Raw genomic sequence first — 19957 nt, forward strand, 5'->3', positions numbered from 1 at the left:
AACGAACCACCTATTTTAAAGTGTGGGAACGACAGGCTTTATACTTCCATCTGTGTTAAATTCCATTTTATCGATACATACTTCTCGATGATATCCGGCAGCTTCGCCCATTCTAATACCGTTAGGCCGGCTGAAGCGATGGTATACAATGTACCATTCGTCTTTTCCTGGAACTTGTAAAACGGAATTGTGCCCGGGACCATAAATACCCAGTTCGGGATTTTTTGTTAAAATTAAATTGTTTTCAGGGATTTCAATGGGACCTGTTGGCGATTTAGAGGTACCGTACCGCACACGGTAATCTTCACTCCTTGTGTCGTTCTCCGACCAAAGGAAATAGTATGTTCCATTGCGATAAAACACATAGAAACCTTCACGGAATGTGGCATCGGGTGTAATGACTTTCGTTGTGTTTCCTTTTAATGATACCATATCGTCGTTTAACTCCGCCACAGCACCGTAACCATTTCCCCAATAGAGGTAATATTTGCCACTCACCGGGTCATGGAATACGTCCGGATCGATTTCTTGTCCGCCCTTGACACCCGCAGGTTTTGTTGCCACAAGTGGCTTACCTGAATCCGTGAATGGTCCGGTAGGGTGATCTGCCACGGCGACGCCAATTTTTTGGGCGGCGGTATAATAGTAATAATACTTGTATTTATTCTTACCGACCTTTTTTTCAATGATAGCGGGAGCCCATGCGTTCCTATCTGCCCATGAAACGTCTTTTTTTAGATCTACTATAGTACCTTCTGCTTTCCAATCTTTCAGGTTTTCTGAAGAAAATACTTTGAAATAATCGCCCGCCCAACCTATATAACCGTCGCTGGTAGGGTAGAGGTAATACTTACCTGTTTTTTCGGCATAGAGTATTTCCGGGTCGGCATGATAGCCCTCTAGTACAGGATTGTTTTGTGAAACGAGTGTATAATTTTTTGGCGTGCTATAAGTGGCCAGGAGATGTTGGAGTTCTTTCCGGGTAACGGGAATGATGCTGCCATGACGAGGTTGAAAATCCATACTGATTTGTTGGTCGATGACATAGAATTGATCCAGATCACAGCTTTCACAGAATTGATAACTGCCTTTCATATAGACATCATACATCAGTATATATTTATCGGTATTTGTCAGCTTGAAGATGCTAGACCCTTCAACGGCTTCTTTGGTTTGCTGTTTATAGTCTGGTTGTTCAATCCAAAGTCCTGATGTGAGATCATCGGTCATCGCTTTTTTTAAGCCGTTGCCATCACCTTCCGTTTTATAGAAGAGATGGTATATCCCGTTTTTATATATAATATCCCCATCAATACAGGATTTTTTGTTCTTAGGGATAAATAAAGGTTTTGGTTCCCCTTCCAAGTCGGTGAAATCTTTATTAGCGTATGCGTAGTAAATAATGTCGGGACCATCTCCATGCTGCATAGACCAATACACCATATATTTTCTTGCTTTTTCGTCGAAAACTGTTTGGGGTGCCCAGACACGTTTCAAATTTTCTTGATTGGGGTATTTTTGCTGTATATTGATAACGTTGGATGTCCAGTCGGTCAAGTTATCTGACTTCAAAAGGATTAACGCACGGTTAGAATCCCATCCTTTGGAGGAGGTCATATCGGTCAATACCATATAAAATGCTTGATCATCATGGCGACGAAGTATGTGTGGATCGCGTACGCCGCCCGTCGAACTAATATCTTTGGACGCTAATACAGGCTTATTCCCGTTTAACGCAAAATAATTATATCCATCGTTACTAATAGCGTAGTGCACCTGTTCTTCTTCTACAGCGTTACCAGTGAAATAGGCAAAAAGATACGCAACGTAATCCTTTTCTACGGGTGTGCGATATTGTCCGTAGACAAATATAGTGCTGCAGACTAATAAACAGAATGTAAATAATTTCTTTCTCATGATTATGTTAAAATATTTGTATAGTCTATTGAACAAGATGGTGTAAGCGTAATGTCTGTATCATATCCAAACGTATACACATCTGGCTAGCTGCGTGTGCCTTTTCGTATAATGATAAAAATAAAAAATGTACACTTAATTTAAGTGTTTTTTTACATTTATTTTTAGATGGGCCGCTCTTGCGAAAGCAAAGCTAGCCAGCAATTGCGTTCGCCTTGTTAAGATTTGTGCCAAAGAGGTTGAAGCATGGTTCAAATCAGGTAAAAGTCGATAGGACTTGCGTGTGGAGGTCTATGCAGGATTTCATGCTAGAAAGGCTTTTGAATCAAATTTAGTGGGTAAATAGGTTGAAATTAAACATGATAACAGTAAATGAGAAGTATCTTTGTGAAGTACTCGTGTGCAAAAATGTTTAATCTATAAATTTTAACCAAAGAAGAAATGCGTATAAACCTTATCATTTATTTTCTATTTCTGTTTTCATCAGCTTCCGGTGGTTATCGATTGACGAAAGACGACGTCTTATCGAAATTGAATCGAGCGAACAGCTATTGGCAAGAACATCATGAACCTACTGCGTGGGCCTTTTGGGATGTAGCGGCTTACCACACTGGAAATATGGAGCTTTATAAGCTTACCCGAAACAAAGCGTATTGCGCTTATTCCGAAGCATGGGCGGAACATAATGAATGGAAAGGTGCTAAATCGGATGATAAAGCAAATTGGAAATATTCGTATGGAGAGAAGGATGACTATGTACTTTTTGGGGATTGGCAGATTTGTTTTCAGACGTATATAGACCTCTATAACTTAGACCCGGAGCCTCACAAGATTGCCAGAGCTAGAGAAGTGATGGAATATCAAATGCGTACCGATAAAACCGATTATTGGTGGTGGGCTGACGGTTTGTATATGGTGATGCCCGTGATGACCAAGATGTACAAGGTGACCGGCAATGACCTGTATTTAGAGAAGATGTATACATACTTGCGCTATGCGGATAGCATTATGTACGATGAGGAGGAGGCATTATATTATCGAGATGCAAAATATGTTTATCCACGCCATAAGTCGGCAAATGGAAAGAAAGATTTTTGGGCTCGTGGGGACGGATGGGTATTTGCCGCTTTCGCAAAAATCTTGCAGGATCTACCGAAAGATAATCGGCACTATGATTATTATGTACAACGTTATCAAGATATGGCAGAAGCGATTGCCAAAAGTCAACAAAAAGAAGGGTATTGGACGCGTAGCATGTTAGACGCTCAACATGCTCCCGGACCGGAAGCTAGTGGTACGGCCTTTTTTACGTACGGATTTTTATGGGGAATAAACAATGGTTTCTTACCTGAAGAAAAATATAGTAGGACAGCAGAGTTGGGATGGAAATTTTTAAGCGAAACGGCCTTGCAGGAAGATGGTCGGGTGGGTTATGTGCAGCCGATTGGAGAAAAAGCTATTCCAGGACAAATCGTCGATGCAAATTCAACCGCCAATTTCGGTGTTGGCGCATTTTTATTAGCCGGAGTTGAGATGTATCGCTATTTAGAAGCGAAACCCCATGATGCCCGTATAATGAACGTCGGCTCTGGTTGGGCTAGAAATACGGTGAATACGGCAGTGTTTAGGAAAAACTCCCTCGTGAGTAGTGACTCGGTTCAGTTTATAGCGTATTACGACGGCGATGGCTTTGTAACCTTGGCAAAGCGACAGCTCAATAGTACGCAGTGGGCTGTGCAGCGTACACAGTATAGGGGCAACGCGGCTGATGCGCATAATATTATCAGCATGATGGTAGATGGAGATGGGTATTTACATGTAGCTTGGGATCATCATAATAGCCGTTTACGTTATGCGAGAAGTACGATACCTAACGGATTGGAGCTTGGGAAGGAGCAGGCCATGGTTGGAAGAGAAGAAAACCGGGTGACTTATCCGGAATTTTTTGCGTTGCCGAATGGTGATCTTCTGTTCTTCTATCGGGACGGTGGTTCGGGCGCCGGAAACTTAATAATCAATAAATACGAGATACACAAAGGTAGTTGGCAAAGGCTTCATACGGATTTGATAGATGGAGAAGGAAAACGAAATGCATATTGGCAAGCCTATGTGGATGATAAAGGGACAATTCATGTTTCCTGGGTATGGCGGGAGTCTCCTGATGTAGCAAGTAATCACGATATGGCGTATGCGTGTTCCAAAGATGGTGGGGTGACCTGGCTAAAAACCGATGGCACAATCTATCGTTTGCCTATTAGGGCTGACAATGCGGAATATGCGGCACGAATTCCGGAACAAAGCGAGTTGATCAACCAAACTGCGATGGCGACAGATGAAGACGGGAACCCTTTTATTGCCACTTACTGGCGCGCTGCAGACTCAAAAATTCCACAATACAAGGTCATTCACTATAGGGATGGTGGATGGACGGTAAAATCATTGGACTTTAGGAAATCTCCGTTCTCTTTGAGTGGACATGGGACGAAAGAGATACCCATTTCGAGACCACAGTTATTGGTAAAAGGTAGGGGGAAGGGTATGTCGCTCTTGTTGCTATTCCGAGATAGCGAGAGAGGAAATAAGGCTTCTGTATTGCAGCTGGACGATATTCGTGGAAATGATTTTGAGATATTGGACCTATGGCACACATCGTTGGGCGCCTGGGAACCAACGTTTGATACGGAACTGTGGCGGAATAAAAGGCGCTTAGCACTCTACGTTCAGCAGACAGATCAAAAAGATGGAGAAGGCTTGTTGGACGCTCTTCCTACGGAAGTGAAAGTAATTGAATGGCAACCGGACTTTATGTAAATAAAGGAAATGCCGTTTAATCGTGATTTTAAAAAAAATTAATAAAGCCTGATATGAAGAAAAAATTTATGACCGGTGTGCTGTTTTTTCTCTTTTTATGTGGTGTGAAAGGACAGCAAATGAACATGGTTAGCCCGGATAACCGGTTATCGGTGCTAATGGGTTTAGATGAAGGGCAGCTATATTACACGGTAGTTTTTGATGGACAAGAAATGCTCGAAAAATCACCCTTAGGTTTACAAACGCATTTAGGGGATCTTTCTCGTGAACTTAAGCTGGTCGATCAGGAAACAGGACGGATAGATGAACGTTATGAGGAACGTAAGATAAAGAGAAGATGGGTACATTATCAGGCGAATGCGTATCGATTTGTGTTTACGAATAAAGACAGCGTTTTATTGGAAATCTATTTTAGAGTGAGCAATAACAACGTAGCGTTCCGTTATGGTTTACCCCAAACGGGTGAGCCCGCCAATGCTATTATTGAGAAGGAGTTGAGCGGGTTTGACTTTCCGCAATTCACAACAACATTTTTAACGCCACAAGCTACGCCGATGATCGGGTGGAAGAAAACGAAGCCAAGCTACGAAGAGGAATATGTCCCGGATGAACCTATTGGCACGCCTTCCAAATATGGCTTGGGTTATACATTTCCTGCGTTATTTCGTATAGGAGATAGGGGCTGGGCGCTCGTATCGGAGACCGGCGTGGGTAGCCTCTACTGTGGATCGAAATTGAGTGAGGGTACAGCAAATGGACTTTATCAGATTTCTTTTCCAGAGGAAGGAGAAAACAATGGACGGGGAAGTGCGGAGCCGAGTTTGGCGTTGCCCGGATATACACCGTGGAGAACGATCACCGTTGGAAAGGATTTAAAACCGATAGTTGAAACGACCATCGCTTTTGATTTGGTAAAACCACTATACCAGCCTTCGCAGGATTATCAGTTCGGACGTTCGACATGGAGCTGGCTCGAGTGGCAAGATGGTAGTATCAATTTTGAGGATCAGAAGACGTTTATCGATCTCTCTGCAGACATGGGGTATGAATTTGCTTTGGTAGATAACTGGTGGGATACGAAGATAGGGCGCCATAAGATCGAGGAACTGGTGGCGTATGGCAAAACGAAAGGCGTAGGAATTTGCTTGTGGTATAACTCGAATGGTTTTTGGAATGATGCGCCACAAGGTCCTAAAAACCGTATGAATACCTCGGTGGCTCGGAAGAAGGAAATGGCCTGGATGCAACGTATAGGCGTTAAGGGAATCAAAGTAGATTTCTTCGGTGGAGATAAACAGGAAACGATGCGGCTTTATGAGGATATTCTTTCGGATGCTAACGATCATGGTTTAGTGGTAATTTTTCATGGTTGTACATTACCCAGAGGGTGGGAAAGGATGTATCCGAATTTTGTGGGAAGTGAAGCGGTACTCGCATCGGAAAACTTGATTTTTACGCAACACGCCAATGATACCGAGGCTTACAACGCCACCTTGCACCCGTTCATACGCAATACGGTGGGATCAATGGATTTTGGACCTGTATTATTGAACAAACGTCATAATAGAGAGAATAATGGTGGAACAATCCGTAAGACCAGCGAGATTTTTCAACTGGCTACGGCTGTTTTGTTTCAGACGCCGGTGCAAAACTTTGGCATTACACCAAATAATCTGGAAGAATATCCCGAATTTGTTGTTGATTTCATGAAGAATGTGCCCACGATTTGGGACGAGACCGTGTTTATCGATGGCTACCCGGGTAAATACGTTATCTTGGCGCGTCGAAATGGGGATACCTGGTATATTGTTGGAGTCAATGCAGAGAAAGAAACGAAAGATATGCTCGTCACCCTGCCCATGCTCGCTGAAGGGGAGGCGACTCGATATTCGGATGATACGCAAGGAAACCCGCAGCGAGACAATTTGACGGTGGTGAAAGGCGAGAAGATCAAATTAACTCTGCGACCGAACGGAGCCGCGATCGTTGTTGGAAAATAGATTTCATTATAAGGATTGCGTGTTTATCATCTAACGGCTATTGTCATTTGCTACCTCGCTATTGATATATCAACCGGTCGGCGATTTCTTGCTATTCGAAGAATCGGCTACAAAAGCGTATATTTGTAACCTTTACAAGGAAGAAGCTGTATATGGATGAATCTGTGCAAAAGATAGGCATCGTCGGGAGTGGAAGTTGGGCGACAGCCATGATCAAGATGTTTGGAGATAATGCTAGAGAGAAAGATATTCTATGGTGGGTTAGAAAGGAAGAAGATTTAGCGTATATAAAATCTTATGGACATAACCCCAATTATTTAAGTGCTGTACAGGTTTCCGTAAAGCCAGATAATTTATTTCTGGATGCGAAATCGGTTATTCAACAATCGGATATTGTTGTATTAAACACACCATCTGCATATTTAAAACAGGCATTAAACGATGTGAAATCCGAGGATTTTTCCAATAAGATTGTCGTATCTGCCATCAAAGGGATCATTCCGCATGACAACCTCATTGTGGGAGCGTATCTGACCGAGGCATATCAGGTTCCGCTAAAAAATATTGTGGTCATCGGAGGCCCCTGCCATGCGGAGGAAGTGTCTTCGGAAAAGTTATCTTATTTAACCTTAGCAGGGAAAGACGAGGAAACCGTTGAACGTGTTGCTACATTTATACGTGGTCGATATATCAATACTGTTCTTTCCAACGATATTTTTGGTGTAGAATACGGTGCCGTGCTTAAGAATATATATGCATTGGCTGCAGGGATATGTCACGGATTGGGACTAGGCGATAATTTCATTGCCGTGCTGATTTCTAATGCTATCCAGGAAATGGAAACTTGTTTATCTGCGATCGATCCAGAGACTGAGCGGGATATCAATGCATCAGCGTATCTGGGCGATCTTTTGGTAACGGCTTATTCACAGTTTAGCAGAAACCGCACTTTTGGTCACATGATAGGGAAGGGCTACACTGTGCAATCAGCGCAGTTGGAGATGAATATGGTGGCAGAGGGTTATTATGCTTCGGCGTGTATTCAAAACATTATTCAGCGATATCAATTGGATATGCCTATCTGCCATATGGTATATGAAATTCTATATCACCGTCAGCCCGCAAACGCTGAAGTCAAAAAATTAGTAGCAAAATTAACGTAATGAGTTTAACAAAAGAGCAAATTGCAGAAACATACAAAACAATTCAAGATGAAATCACATCGGGACTGGAGGCTTTAGACGGAGAATCTGCTTTTGCCGAGGAAGTATGGCAGCGTGAAGGAGGTGGTGGCGGTCGTACCCGCATTATACAAAATGGCAATATATTAGAGAAAGGCGGTGTTAATTTTTCTGCTGTTCACGGTATATTGCCTGAGCCTATCAGAAAATCTTTCAAGGTTGAAGAAGATGAGTTTTTCGCAACCGGTGTTTCTATTGTTATTCATCCTAATAATCCGTGGGTGCCTATTATTCACATGAATATCCGCTATTTTGAATTGGGTGAGAATATTCGCTGGTTTGGGGGCGGAATTGACCTGACACCACACTATGTGATAGAAGAAGACGCACGTTTTTTTCATCATATGATGAAGAATGTCTGCGACAGGCATCATCAATCTTTCTACCCGGAATTTAAGACATGGGCAGACAATTACTTCTATATCAAGCACCGACAGGAAACACGTGGCGTGGGCGGCGTGTTTTATGACAAGCTGACGCCCGAAAAAACCGGTTTGACAGATGAGCAGCTTTTTAACTTCTCCTGCGATCTGGGACGGACGTTCGTGCCCACCTATACCGAATTGGTAAACCGGAATAGACATCAGAAATTTTCTCCGCAGGAGAAGGAGTGGCAACTGTTGCGTCGAGGCCGCTATGTGGAGTTTAACTTGGTTTATGACGCAGGAACCCGCTTCGGACTCGAAACGAACGGTCGGATTGAATCCATATTAATGAGTTTACCAGCGCAGGCCAACTGGGCGTACGATTTTAAACCCGAAGTTGGCTCTCAAGAGGAAAAAACATTGTCTTTGTTAAAAAAGGGGACAGACTGGGTAGTCTAACCCATAATATTTTTTTATGATTAATTATCAGCGTTTTACACTCGATAATGGCTTGCGTGTATTGGTGCATGAAGACCATACCACAGCGATGGCATGTGTAAATATATTATATGATGTTGGAGCACGAGACGAATTTCCGGACAAAACCGGATTTGCTCATTTGTTTGAACATCTGATGTTCGGCGGTTCAGTCAACATTCCTAACTATGATACACCTCTGCAGGAAGTGGGAGGGGAAAATAACGCCTTCACGAGTAACGACATTACCAATTATTACATTACGCTTCCGTCTGCTAATTTGGAAACTGCATTTTGGTTGGAAAGTGATCGTATGTTGAGTTTGGCTTTTAGCGAACAGAGTTTGGAAGTGCAACGAAATGTCGTATGCGAGGAATTTAAACAGCGTTACCTCAACCAACCTTACGGCGATGTGTGGTTACGCCTGCGTCCACTTGCCTACAAGGAACATCCGTATCGCTGGGCGACGATTGGTAAGGAACTTCGCCATATCGAAGAAGCAACGATGGAGGATGTAAAGGCGTTTTTCTTTAAGCATTATGCGCCGAATAATGCGGTTATGGTAGTCGCGGGCGATGTAACATTTGATCAGGTAAAACTGTTGGCAGAAAAATGGTTTGCTAATATCCCTGCACGCCCAAAACAGGAAAGAAAATTGCCTCGGGAACCGAAGCAATTAGCTCCGAGACGAGAGGAGGTGTATGCCGATGTCCCGGTGAATAGTATTTACATTGCTTTTCATGGACCAGGACGTATAGATCCCGACTATCCGGTAATGGATTTATTATCCGATATACTATCGCGTGGAAGCTCGTCCCGTATATATAGAGCATTGGTAAAAGATAAACCCTTATTTAGTGAGGTTAACGCCTATGTGTGCGGTTCTATCGATCCTAATCTGATTGTTATCGAGGGGAAACCGTTGCCTCATGTGGATATGGCAGAAGCGGAGAAATTGTTATGGAATCAGCTCTACATTTTAAAATCCGAAATGATGAAAGAGACAGAGCTGCAGAAAGTAAAAAATAAGATAGAATCAACGATGGTATTTGCAGAGCTTTCCATTTTGGATAGAGCGATGAATCTGGCTTTTTTTGAAGTACTTGGTGATGCCGGCTTATATAACCAGGAAGTAGCTAAATACCTTGCTGTAACGCCGTCTGATATTCAACGGGTAGCACAAGAAATTTTTATGCCCGAAAATTCGTCAACCCTCATTTATTATGCTAAAGAACAGGAACATGCTGAATAGAACCGTAGCGCCTTCACGTCATGACATACAAGATATTGCTTTTGTACAGCCTGATGAAGTTGTTTTTGACAACGGTCTAAGGGTTTTTATTTTTAGAGCACCGACACAAGAATTAATAAAGGCGGAGTTCATCTTTCAGAATATATTCGATGGCTCGGAGAATTCCCTTCTTCATACCTGTGCCAGTCACATGCTAAAAGAGGGCACGAAAACGCGGACGAGTACACAGATAGCCGAAGAAATAGATTTTTATGGTGCTTATCTCATGCCAGAATATTCCTTTGATCAGACATCATTAACGCTGTATTCGCTAAATAAGCATTTGAGCTCGGTTTTGCCTGTTGTACATGACATACTGAATAATGCCACTTTTCCGGATGCAGAACTGGAAACCTATATCCGCAATAATAAGCAGACATTACAAATCTCACTGCAAAAAAATGAATATCTAGCACGTCGGTTGTTTTTCAAGAATTTGTTTGGAGAAAGTAGATATGGACGGATTCCGACGGAAGATGCTTATGATAGGTTGAACAGGGAAGATTTGATCGAGCTGTATCGGAAGCAGGTGCATCCCCAAAACTGCACATTGATTTTATCGGGAAATATTACCGAGGATGTATTAACACAGGTACGAGAGCTTTTTGATATCCGGTGGCGAAATACCAGCGAAGCAAGTCGGATCGGATCTCCTATATTTCCGGATTTTACGCCGAAAACTGTAGTGGAAGAACGTGCGGATGCGCTTCAGTCGGCTATTCGTCTAGGCATGCCTACAGTCAATAGAGTGCATCCGGACTTTCCGGCCGTACAGTTTGTTAATACACTTTTTGGAGGATATTTTGGTTCACGTTTGATGCGGAACATCCGGGAAGAGAAAGGGTTCACCTATAGTATCGGATCCGCGTTTGCGAGTTTACAGCATACAGGATTTTTTACCATCGCTACAGAAGTTGGCGTTGATAGTACTGGGGCGACGCTAGCAGAGATAGAAAAGGAATTTGATATTTTACGGAATACACAAGCTACCGAGCAGGAAATAGCCTTAGTGAAAAACTATATCTTGGGTTCTATTTTAGGCACGATCGAATCGATCTTTTCGCATGCCGATAAGTTTAAAGCCGTGTATTTCTATGGGCTCGATTTATCCTATTATACACGTTATAATGAAATCATCCGCAACATGACAGCTGCTGACGTGCAACGCATTGCTAATACGTATTTTGATTACAATAATTTATTAAAAATTGTTGTAGGGAAGTCTTCTAGCAACTTTTTTTAGAAAAAAGCTGCGCAAACCGAACGGAGTGAGTTCATGAACACCAAAATAAACACTAGTTCATAAAAATCGCCACTGAAAAATTTTGAATAATTGGATAATGCATTCATAATATCCCCACATATTTCAAAATTTTTGATGTGGCATTAAGAGGGTAATAGGGGATAATACAATTGCATGTACCCTCCTTAACACGAAAAGGTCACATCCGGAAATTTGACAACTGCACAAACTCATCCTTAGTACCATCCCTTCCTGTCAAATTTCCGAAGTGACGAGTTTTGCTCCACTTTTGCGGTCAAAAGTGGAAAAGCCAAGTCGCGGCTTGAGCGACAAAATGTTATTTCCTTTCTGTAATAACAGCTTTCCCTTCTTTACCCGGTGAGCCAGAGTAAACTTGTCCTTGTGGCATGCCACGAAGACCGGGAGCAGACATGGCTATACGTGAGTAAATCTGGTTTAGGTCGGAAACAGGATTGATTGCTCGACCGCCGGCAGAGACATCGATGTATACGTAATTGACTTGTTTTTTATCTTCTGTCTGTGGCGTAATCCCACTGGGGTCGTATTCAAAATTCACATTTCCGCCGTCACCGTTTGGGTCTGTCTTCGTGCCGTTCATCGCATCCTGTCCACGGGCGATGACATACAACGAACCCAATTTTTTAAGGTTGATATCGATATCGAAGTTCGAAGCATTGTTCCGTCCGCCGATACCGCTAATAAACGCACCTTTCCCTATCTCCGCGTGTTTTACAACGAGTTTGACGTCTTTTTTTCCATAAAACTGTAGCGACGATCGATCTTTCATGATCAGTGTATCGATATAGATGATTGCCGAGGAATCCCGGCTATTAAAGGTTTTCTTTTTCTTCCTGCCCAATTCTAGTCGACCAATATGTTCCTCTTGCGCATATCCTGTGGATAGGAAAGAAACGCCTACGAACAGGAATATTATACTTAATATGTGCGTTAACTTCATGACTGTTACTATTTATCTACGTTATATTAGAATAACAATAGGATAAATAGTTTAATTACGCTAACCAGCGGAATATTGAAGAATGAGTTTTGCTGTTTTTTCCGATGCTCCCGGAGAACCGAGTTTCTCTGCTAATACGTCATAATTTTCCATTACGCTCGCGCGGTGTTCTTTATTTGTGATCAGCTCACCAAGTTCGTCGGCAATCGTACGGGTATCGCATTCTTCCTGAATGAACTCCCGAATAGATAAAAATCCGTTAATCAAATTTACTAAAGAAATGAATTCAACTTTCACCAAGCGGCGAGCTAAAAATACCGTAAGTTTATTGGCTTTGTAGACGACGACCTGTGGCACTTTTAGGATGCCGGCTTCCAGAGTAGCGGTACCACTTGTCACTACAGCGGCTTCCGCATGTTTGAGGAGATCATATGTTTGTTGGAACACGATTTTTATTGGTAACTCACCAGTATATTGCCGGTAGTAATCTACATCAAAATTGGGTGCGCCCGCGATGACGAGCTGATGTGCCGGGAAGAGATAATATAAATCAACCATAATCGGCAACAGCTTTTCGATTTCCATTTTCCTGCTGCCCGGAAGCAGGGCAATAATAGGACGCTCGTTGAGCCCATTATCGTCTTTGAAAGTGGGATTGAATGTATATTGGCTGATCGCATCTAATAAAGGATTGCCAACGTAATCGACAGTATAATTGTATTTTTTGTAAAAATCAACCTCAAAAGGAAGGATACAGAACATGTGGTCGACAACTTTTTTGATCTTATGTACCCGACTTTGATTCCATGCCCAGATTTTAGGGGAAATATAATAGCAAACACGAATACCACGCTTTTTAGCAAATTCTGCAATCTTGAGGTTAAATCCGGGAAAGTCTACCAAAATTAAAGTGTCCGGATTTTCTTTAGTGATATCCTCTTTCACCAGTTTTAAATTCTTCTGGATTTTTCCGAGATTTTTGATCACCTCCACAAATCCCATGAACGCCATTTCAGATGTATGTATCAACGGTGTTTGTCCAGACGCCTCACGCATTTGACCTCCACCTACGATACGGAAACTGGCCTCTGTATCTTCTTTTTTTAACGCGTTGATCAGATTAGCGCCATGTAGATCTCCCGAAGTCTCGCCAGCAATAAGGTAATATTTCATTCGTACACTGCGTTATATTTCACCATATCAAAGATACGTTATTTATATCCCCAATTCAATTTGGAAAGTTCCACCCCATGAGTTCTTACTGTTATTATTTCCAAAATCTCCGTTTGGAACGGTATAATTGGCGTTAAGTTGAAACTTCAGCCGGTGTGCTTTCACGTATTTCGTTAGTCCTAATTCAATCACGTCTAACTGATCCTCATAATTCCGTAACTGCTGATGCGGTTTGATATAGGTATAACGGGTGGCTATTTCGTATCCCTTGTCGAGTAAATAGGAAGCTTGCTGATTCAGTCCCCATCCCTTTTGTGCGTAGGCTAATTCTTCTTCTGGACCGTCCACTTGGTTGAATTGGTCATCGACGATGTTGAACGGGTTATCGACATCACGCCGCATGTATTCTGCTTGATAAGCAAAGCCCTGATATTTAAAGATAGCGTCTGCAAACGAAGTTTTGAGCGTGAAAGGGTTTTTCACAAACCTGCCGAGCTGTCCGCCTTCCCTCGTCGTGCGATCGTTGTAACTATACCCCCCTCCAATGGAGAGTTTTGGCGTTTCCTCGCGCTCAATGTCTCCCTCCGAATAGTCACCATCGTTCGTGAAATTGCCTAAAGGTAAAAACTCTACGCGTCCGGTATAAGCTAGTCCGTCGTCGGTACCCAAAACTGGACGTCCTTCGCCGGTCGAGATCGCTGCTTTTGCGTTGATGGGCATGTTGCCTATTTTTTTGCTTAGGTTAAACGAAACCCCAAAATCGCGATCCAACGTGTAGTTACCGTTAACCAACGATCGGTCAGCAAACTGCAATTGACCGGAAGAATTGACGCGCTGCCGATTACCAGGCAATTTATTCTGTCCAAAGGAAATATAAAAGTCGTCGCTAAAGTTATAGAAAACTACTGCGTCACGTACAATATTAGCAATGCCCGTATCATCAAAATCTTGATCGCCCCGGGTAAATGCCAATTGGATGGAGTAGGAAATCTTAGGAGTATAAATATAACCGTCCATACGTAGCCGTAGGCGACGGATGCGCGCATCGAACTTACCATTATCTTCGTTATCCAGTACATCACTATAACCGAGTCTGTTTTGCATACGAAATCTAAAATTTGTATAGAACAGGGAATCGTCGCTCATATATTGTATCCCTTTGAAATTTAAGATGGTGGCTCGATCGTCCCGTTCTTGAGCCTGACTTTGAAGGGAAAGTAAGAGGCAACCTACGGTCACCAGCAGTAATCCAATTTTGATATTCATGCGTATGGCTGTATAAAGTATTTCTATTACGTGTCGCAAAATGCCAAAGATAATATTTCTTGGTTTTACTTTGCACTGTTTCCAGATACGAAATTTCATTTTAATTTTGGAAAGAAATAGGAATTTTCTATTTGCGTCTTTTTTAGAAAAAGACGCGCAAAACCGAGCAACGGGAGCTCATGAATGCTAAAATAAACATGAATTCATAAATCGTAGCTTCAAATGTTTTACATGGAGGATAGTACAAGAATGAGTTTATGCAGTTGTAAAACATTTGGATGCGACCTTTACTGTTAAGGAAGGGGCAGTACAATTCTAGTACAGATAAGATAATTGGAGAAAATGGTGAGCGAAAAGGCGCGAAAAATAATCCATATTGACATGGACGCATTTTATGCGTCGGTGGAGCAGCGTGATTTTCCAGAGCTGCGAGGCAAAGCGCTTGCAGTGGGCGGTTCGCCGGATGGTAGGGGAGTGGTGGCTACAGCGAGTTACGAAGCTCGGAAGTTTGGCGTACGCTCGGCGATGTCTTCCCGACAAGCTTTACAGCTTTGCCTGCACTTACTATTTACTCGCCCTCGATTTGACGTCTATCGAGAAGTTTCGCATCAGATCCGGGCAATTTTTAAGCGGTATACTGATTTAATAGAGCCGCTTTCGCTGGACGAGGCTTATCTGGACGTGACAGAAGATAAACAGGGGATAGGGTCGGCTATTGAAATCGCGAAGGCGATCAAAGCTGCCATTCGTGATGAATTGGGGCTGACTGCGTCGGCAGGAGTGTCTACCAACAAGTTTATCGCCAAAATTGCATCGGATTATCAAAAACCGGATGGATTGACATTTATCGGACCTTCCAAAATTGTTCCTTTTTTAGAACAGCTTCCCATAGATAAGTTTTTTGGCGTTGGTAAGGTAACGGCTCAAAAAATGAAAAGTATGGGAATACATACGGGAAAGGAATTGAAGGAGTTTACGGAGAATGAGTTGATTCGGCGATTCGGAAAATCAGGTAAATTTTTCTACCACATGGTTCGCGGAGAGGATAACAGACCTGTAAAACCCAATCGCATCGTCAAATCAATTGGTATAGAAGATACGTTTGAAACAGATCTCAAAGAGGAACAGGAAATGCTTAAGGAGCTGAGGGTGCTGTGTGAGAAGCTAGAAAAAAGATTAGAAGGGAAGGCAAAACAGGGACGGACGGTTACTCTAAAAATAAAGTTTGCAAACTTTACGCAGATAACAAGAAGTAAAACAAGTGTGTTCTACTTGAATACCGCGGAGGATATTTTCCAGCAGATAACCGACCTCTTCAGCAAGGCGAACATGAAAGATAAACGGGTAAGGCTCCTGGGGGTAACGATCTCTAATTTTTACGATACTGAGCTGGAGAAGCTAAATAACCCACAACTGAGATTGTTCTGATATAGCGGCTTCGGGATGTGTTCTGCTGTAGTTGTGTTTTTCCAGAGTTAGGGGCAAGTACGCGCAACGAGAAGGAAGTAGTTACGAATGTAGTAGTTTGGCTACATGTTTTTTACTTCACTTGAATCCATACCTGAGTATCCGGCGATATTATCTAAATTCGCTTCACGGATCATTACCGAAATGATCTCGGGAAGAAATAAAAACTAATTTTTAGTAGAGATTATGAATGCAATGTTACTTAAGACATGTTGGCGTGCTATATCCAACAGGCATATTAATGAGGATATGGATAAATTGCAAGCCGTTCGGGTTCGTTTGATGAATCAGTATGCTTTTTTAATTTCATTGATTTTTATTACAGATGCTTTCCGGAATTTATGTTTTGGACGCCACGTTAATTTTTCGATTTTGTTTACCGTAGGCTGTGCATTATTTTTGTTATCGTGGTATACAAGGGTGTATTTTAGTACAAAAATTGCAGCATCGACGCTAGTAGGGGCCACATTGATGGTATTCTACTTTTGTTCTACCGCGGGTTTTCACAACGGAATTGCTCCGTATTACTTCGCTATTCTATTTGCTGCTTTATTCATTTTTAACGAAAAAAATAGCCTGTATAATATTTTTGTTTTTCTTTGGATTTTTGTGCTGTTCTATATCGTGCAGTTGTTTCATCTGGAATGGTTTGATGGAGTTGAGGAAAGTCAGGTGTATCTTCATAAGAATCAGCAAACTACTTTTGTACAGGCGGTACTGCTATTAGCTGTTAATGGTTATTTTATTATGCAGAAGAACAAAAAAATACAAAATTTGTATCATCAAGCATTACGTGGTGGTATGGGATTGTCGAATGACCGGTATTCAGAACAACCGAAATCTGCTACGTTGACGTCTCCGGCATATGTAGTGAAGTTGGCAAAAGATGATGATATGGCTTTTTTACCGATGTTCAAGCAGGTCTTTCCAGATTTTTATGAGAAGTTGCGCGAGAAGAATCCCGAAATGACGAGAGAAGAATTTAAATTTTGCGCCCTGTTGAAATTAGGATTTACCACGAAAGACATAGCCAATTATAACCATATGGCTGTGCGCAGTGTGCAGACGAAGAAAAGCCGGCTTAGGAAATCGTTTAGTATTCCTCCCGATGAAGACATTTATAAGTGGATTGATCGGTTTTGATAGCTCGAAAATTACTTCTCCGGCTCTTCGGGTATAGATTTTATAAACTCTGAAGGAGACATTCCTGTTACCTTTTTGAAGTTTTGTGCAAATTTGCTTTGTGATGAAAAGCCAGCTTCGTTGGTTAGAGCCGCTATTTTCAGTCGTCGATAATAGGGATCGTTTATCAATCTTTTTGCAATGTAATTAATCCGAAGCTCGTTAATATAATTGTAGAAGTCCTTTTTCTTTTGCGAGTTGATCACAAAGGAAAGGTACTTCGTATTGGTATCACAATAAATAGCTAGGTAGGAAAGAGAGATGTCCCTTTTAACATAAAGGTTTTTACTTTCAAACTCTTCCAATCGGCTCATAATCTTGTTGACAATTTGATCTGAAATTACAACAGGGATAGAGGAAGTTTCATTTTCCATTCCTGACGGCTCATCTTTATCGCTTTCCTCTTCGGCGTTATCTGGTAAAGGAAACTGCGGCTTTTGGACTTTTTCGTGTACTACATTTTTGCTGATTAGTTTCTGCTTTTGTCTAAACCAAGGTAAGATAAAGTAGAGCGTAATGGGGAGCACTACCAATAGCCCCATAATGAGAAAGGACGTTTTACTTTTCGACCGTCGTTGCTGATCTTCTCTTTCAAGGCCTAAATTCGTATAAGAATTATTTACGAAATCAGCCGATTTCTTATAAATCTCGGCGACAATAGAATCTTGTAATTTTTTAATAGCCAATGCCTTATTTATATTGTTCGTTGTTACATAATATCGGTATGCTGTTTCGTTTATTTCTTTCTTCAGTTGCAGATAATAAGATTTATCTGCGATGCGTTGTGCGCTGTCTAAATGTTTTTCGGCCTTCAAAATATTGTCTCTATTAAGGTATATATTCGCTAGGCCGTTATGAATTAAAGCGGTGACATAATTTTCGGGAGCATTAAGGCTTATACGCAGAGCATTTTGATAGTGTTCTATCGACTTGTCATAATGCTCTAATAAGTAGTAATTAAGCCCTAATAACTGCTCATTTTCCATCGTAAAGAAGTCCCGGTTTTCTGTGGTGCTTTCGAAATATTGTTCTGACTGTTGGATGTAGGCTATCGCTTGTGTATATCGTTTATTTGCCATTTCGTTATGAGCCATCTCTTGATTGATCAGTCCTCTGATTGTGTTGGCTATTTGTGGGCTTTTTATTTGTGCAGCAATAGCGGATGCTTTTACTATATACTCTTTTGCTGGCGTAAACAGCCGCGCGATCCTATATTGAGTAGCTAAGAATCCATAAATCCGGGCTTTCCAGTTCACCTCATCGGTATCATTAACTATTTTTTCTGCTTTCAGCGCGTATTCAATGGACTTTATCGTTTCTGCTCGTTGTTGGTACAGGGAAGCGGTAAGCATCAAGCTTCGAATCTGTAATAAAGGGGTTCGTGATATGGAGTATAATGAGTCGGCAATCTGAAGGGCTTTTGGAAAATCCTTTTGGGATGTTTCCAAATATGTTTTTACGTACAATTCGTTATATGCCTCTAAATCCTGTGCACGTAAACCAATGTTACATACTAGTAACCAAAAAATATAAAAAGAGGTTGTCCCTTTATTGTAATTCTTCATAGTGATAAATTAATAATAAGGCATTTTTTATTAAAATCAAAATGGATAATCATATTTAGCCCTCATATTTAAGTCGTTGACTCTTGTCGTCCTCCGTTTAAAATTTCATATTGATGTCTTTTCAGCCAGCGGACAACGGTTTTCTTGCTCATAATACCATATTTTTCCATGGCTTCTTCCAGCAACAGCTCGCCTTTTATGATGGCTTGGACAACACCTTCCTGTATTTCTTTTTGATAGCGTATCATTCCGTATTGTGTTTTTTAAATATATAATAAAAAGATCCGATATTATCGGGGTGATAATACCGGATACAATCTACCTATGAAAAATTATACCGAGGTTGGTACTATACAAAAACAAAATCATCGCACAAAAATGGGTGTATCAGATGTTTTACGCAAAAAATGAGATACAGCGTAAATACAATGTCGGCTATCACAAATATACAACTCCTGGAATTCTAACGCTCTTATGTTGTGTAGCTGGATAGCTACACTAAGTCGGTTCTATGTTTGGTTATCTTATTGTTTATTAGTTCTTTGTGGTGTTTTTGTGTATTGTTCGTTTTCGGTAAAACGAACAAAATGAAATTGTGCCTTTTCGGTATTGGGGTTATACTAAAACTTTCTACAGCGCTCCAACGACACTAATTTTGTCGCATATTAATCAGGCTCAAGCGAGCCAAACTATTAATCGTAGTCAAGAAATATTATTAATTAAAATCAGCAAAACCAAGACAACAAATGGAAGAGCCAAATAGCACGCTGCCGCCCAGCATTACAGGGTTGGAGCGCGTGAGTAGAACAGACAAAGGGAAACTTATTTATCTCGCACCTGCGATGGGATCGATTCTAGTGGAGTTGGAAAACAACATTGCGGCGGGTTCAATAACCGTTAAGCAAACGGATGATAAGGTTGAAGAAGGCTGGATGGAAGATGATTTGGAGAGAGATATTGTCATAGACCTTTACTAAACG

The 19957-nt window shown here is 41.6% G+C and carries 15 protein-coding genes; 9 read left to right on the forward strand and 6 right to left on the reverse strand.

Features of this window, described 5'->3' with window-relative positions; genetic code table 11:
• Positions 1-15: 15 nt before the first annotated feature.
• A complete protein-coding gene (locus tag C5745_RS06685) occupies positions 16-1917 on the reverse strand; it encodes a family 43 glycosylhydrolase (protein ID WP_105716214.1) in 1902 nt (633 codons plus the stop codon).
• A gap of 441 nt (positions 1918-2358) precedes the next feature.
• Here C5745_RS06685 and C5745_RS20590 point away from each other — a divergent pair, with 441 nt between their 5' ends.
• From C5745_RS20590 to C5745_RS06715, 6 genes are all read left to right on the forward strand, one after another.
• Positions 2359-4728, forward strand: coding sequence for a BNR-4 repeat-containing protein (locus tag C5745_RS20590; RefSeq protein ID WP_105716215.1), 2370 nt, complete (start codon positions 2359-2361; stop codon positions 4726-4728).
• A gap of 53 nt (positions 4729-4781) precedes the next feature.
• The gene (locus C5745_RS06695; protein ID WP_105716216.1) at positions 4782-6728 is read left to right on the forward strand and encodes a glycoside hydrolase family 97 protein; all 1947 of its coding nucleotides are present in this window, start codon (positions 4782-4784) and stop codon (positions 6726-6728) included.
• Between the two features lie 152 nt (positions 6729-6880).
• The gene (locus C5745_RS06700) at positions 6881-7891 is read left to right on the forward strand and encodes an NAD(P)H-dependent glycerol-3-phosphate dehydrogenase (RefSeq protein ID WP_105716217.1); all 1011 of its coding nucleotides are present in this window, start codon (positions 6881-6883) and stop codon (positions 7889-7891) included.
• On the forward strand, positions 7891-8793 hold the full coding sequence (hemF, locus tag C5745_RS06705) for an oxygen-dependent coproporphyrinogen oxidase (protein WP_105716218.1): 903 nt from the start codon (positions 7891-7893) through the stop codon (positions 8791-8793). Before C5745_RS06700 ends, hemF begins: the two co-directional genes overlap by 1 nt.
• A gap of 16 nt (positions 8794-8809) precedes the next feature.
• Positions 8810-10063 (forward strand): M16 family metallopeptidase, encoded by a 1254-nt coding sequence (locus C5745_RS06710; RefSeq protein WP_105716219.1) that lies wholly within the window; start codon positions 8810-8812, stop codon positions 10061-10063.
• The gene (locus C5745_RS06715; protein WP_105716220.1) at positions 10053-11345 is read left to right on the forward strand and encodes a M16 family metallopeptidase; all 1293 of its coding nucleotides are present in this window, start codon (positions 10053-10055) and stop codon (positions 11343-11345) included. Before C5745_RS06710 ends, C5745_RS06715 begins: the two co-directional genes overlap by 11 nt.
• Positions 11346-11682: 337 nt before the next feature.
• On the opposite strand, the gene C5745_RS06720 is transcribed toward C5745_RS06715, so the two are convergent.
• Genes C5745_RS06720 through C5745_RS06730 form a run of 3 tightly spaced genes read right to left on the reverse strand, consistent with a single transcriptional unit; the run spans position 11683 to position 14763 of the window.
• Complete coding sequence (locus C5745_RS06720; RefSeq protein ID WP_105716221.1) at positions 11683-12324, reverse strand: hypothetical protein; 642 nt, start codon at positions 12322-12324, stop codon at positions 11683-11685.
• Between the two features lie 60 nt (positions 12325-12384).
• Positions 12385-13497, reverse strand: a complete 1113-nt coding sequence (gene lpxB, locus C5745_RS06725; RefSeq protein WP_105716222.1) for a lipid-A-disaccharide synthase — start codon at positions 13495-13497, stop codon at positions 12385-12387.
• Between the two features lie 42 nt (positions 13498-13539).
• A complete protein-coding gene (locus C5745_RS06730) occupies positions 13540-14763 on the reverse strand; it encodes a porin (protein WP_105716332.1) in 1224 nt (407 codons plus the stop codon).
• 342 nt (positions 14764-15105) lie between these two features.
• Here C5745_RS06730 and dinB point away from each other — a divergent pair, with 342 nt between their 5' ends.
• Both dinB and C5745_RS06740 read left to right on the forward strand, forming a co-directional pair.
• Positions 15106-16191 carry a DNA polymerase IV gene (dinB, locus tag C5745_RS06735; RefSeq protein WP_105716223.1) on the forward strand — a complete coding sequence of 362 codons (1086 nt, stop codon included), beginning with the start codon at positions 15106-15108 and terminating at the stop codon, positions 16189-16191.
• Between the two features lie 288 nt (positions 16192-16479).
• Complete coding sequence (locus C5745_RS06740; RefSeq protein WP_133166308.1) at positions 16480-17373, forward strand: helix-turn-helix transcriptional regulator; 894 nt, start codon at positions 16480-16482, stop codon at positions 17371-17373.
• A gap of 11 nt (positions 17374-17384) precedes the next feature.
• Here the strand turns inward: C5745_RS06740 and C5745_RS06745 are convergent, their stop codons facing one another.
• Both C5745_RS06745 and C5745_RS06750 read right to left on the reverse strand, forming a co-directional pair.
• A complete protein-coding gene (locus tag C5745_RS06745) occupies positions 17385-18977 on the reverse strand; it encodes an AraC family transcriptional regulator (RefSeq protein ID WP_105716225.1) in 1593 nt (530 codons plus the stop codon).
• A gap of 68 nt (positions 18978-19045) precedes the next feature.
• Positions 19046-19225, reverse strand: a complete 180-nt coding sequence (locus C5745_RS06750; RefSeq protein WP_105716226.1) for a hypothetical protein — start codon at positions 19223-19225, stop codon at positions 19046-19048.
• Between the two features lie 498 nt (positions 19226-19723).
• Here C5745_RS06750 and C5745_RS06755 point away from each other — a divergent pair, with 498 nt between their 5' ends.
• On the forward strand, positions 19724-19954 hold the full coding sequence (locus C5745_RS06755; RefSeq protein WP_105716227.1) for a hypothetical protein: 231 nt from the start codon (positions 19724-19726) through the stop codon (positions 19952-19954).
• Positions 19955-19957 lie beyond the last annotated feature (3 nt).

It is taken from the genome of Sphingobacterium haloxyli (genome assembly GCF_002980525.1).
GTDB lineage: Bacteria > Bacteroidota > Bacteroidia > Sphingobacteriales > Sphingobacteriaceae > Sphingobacterium > Sphingobacterium haloxyli.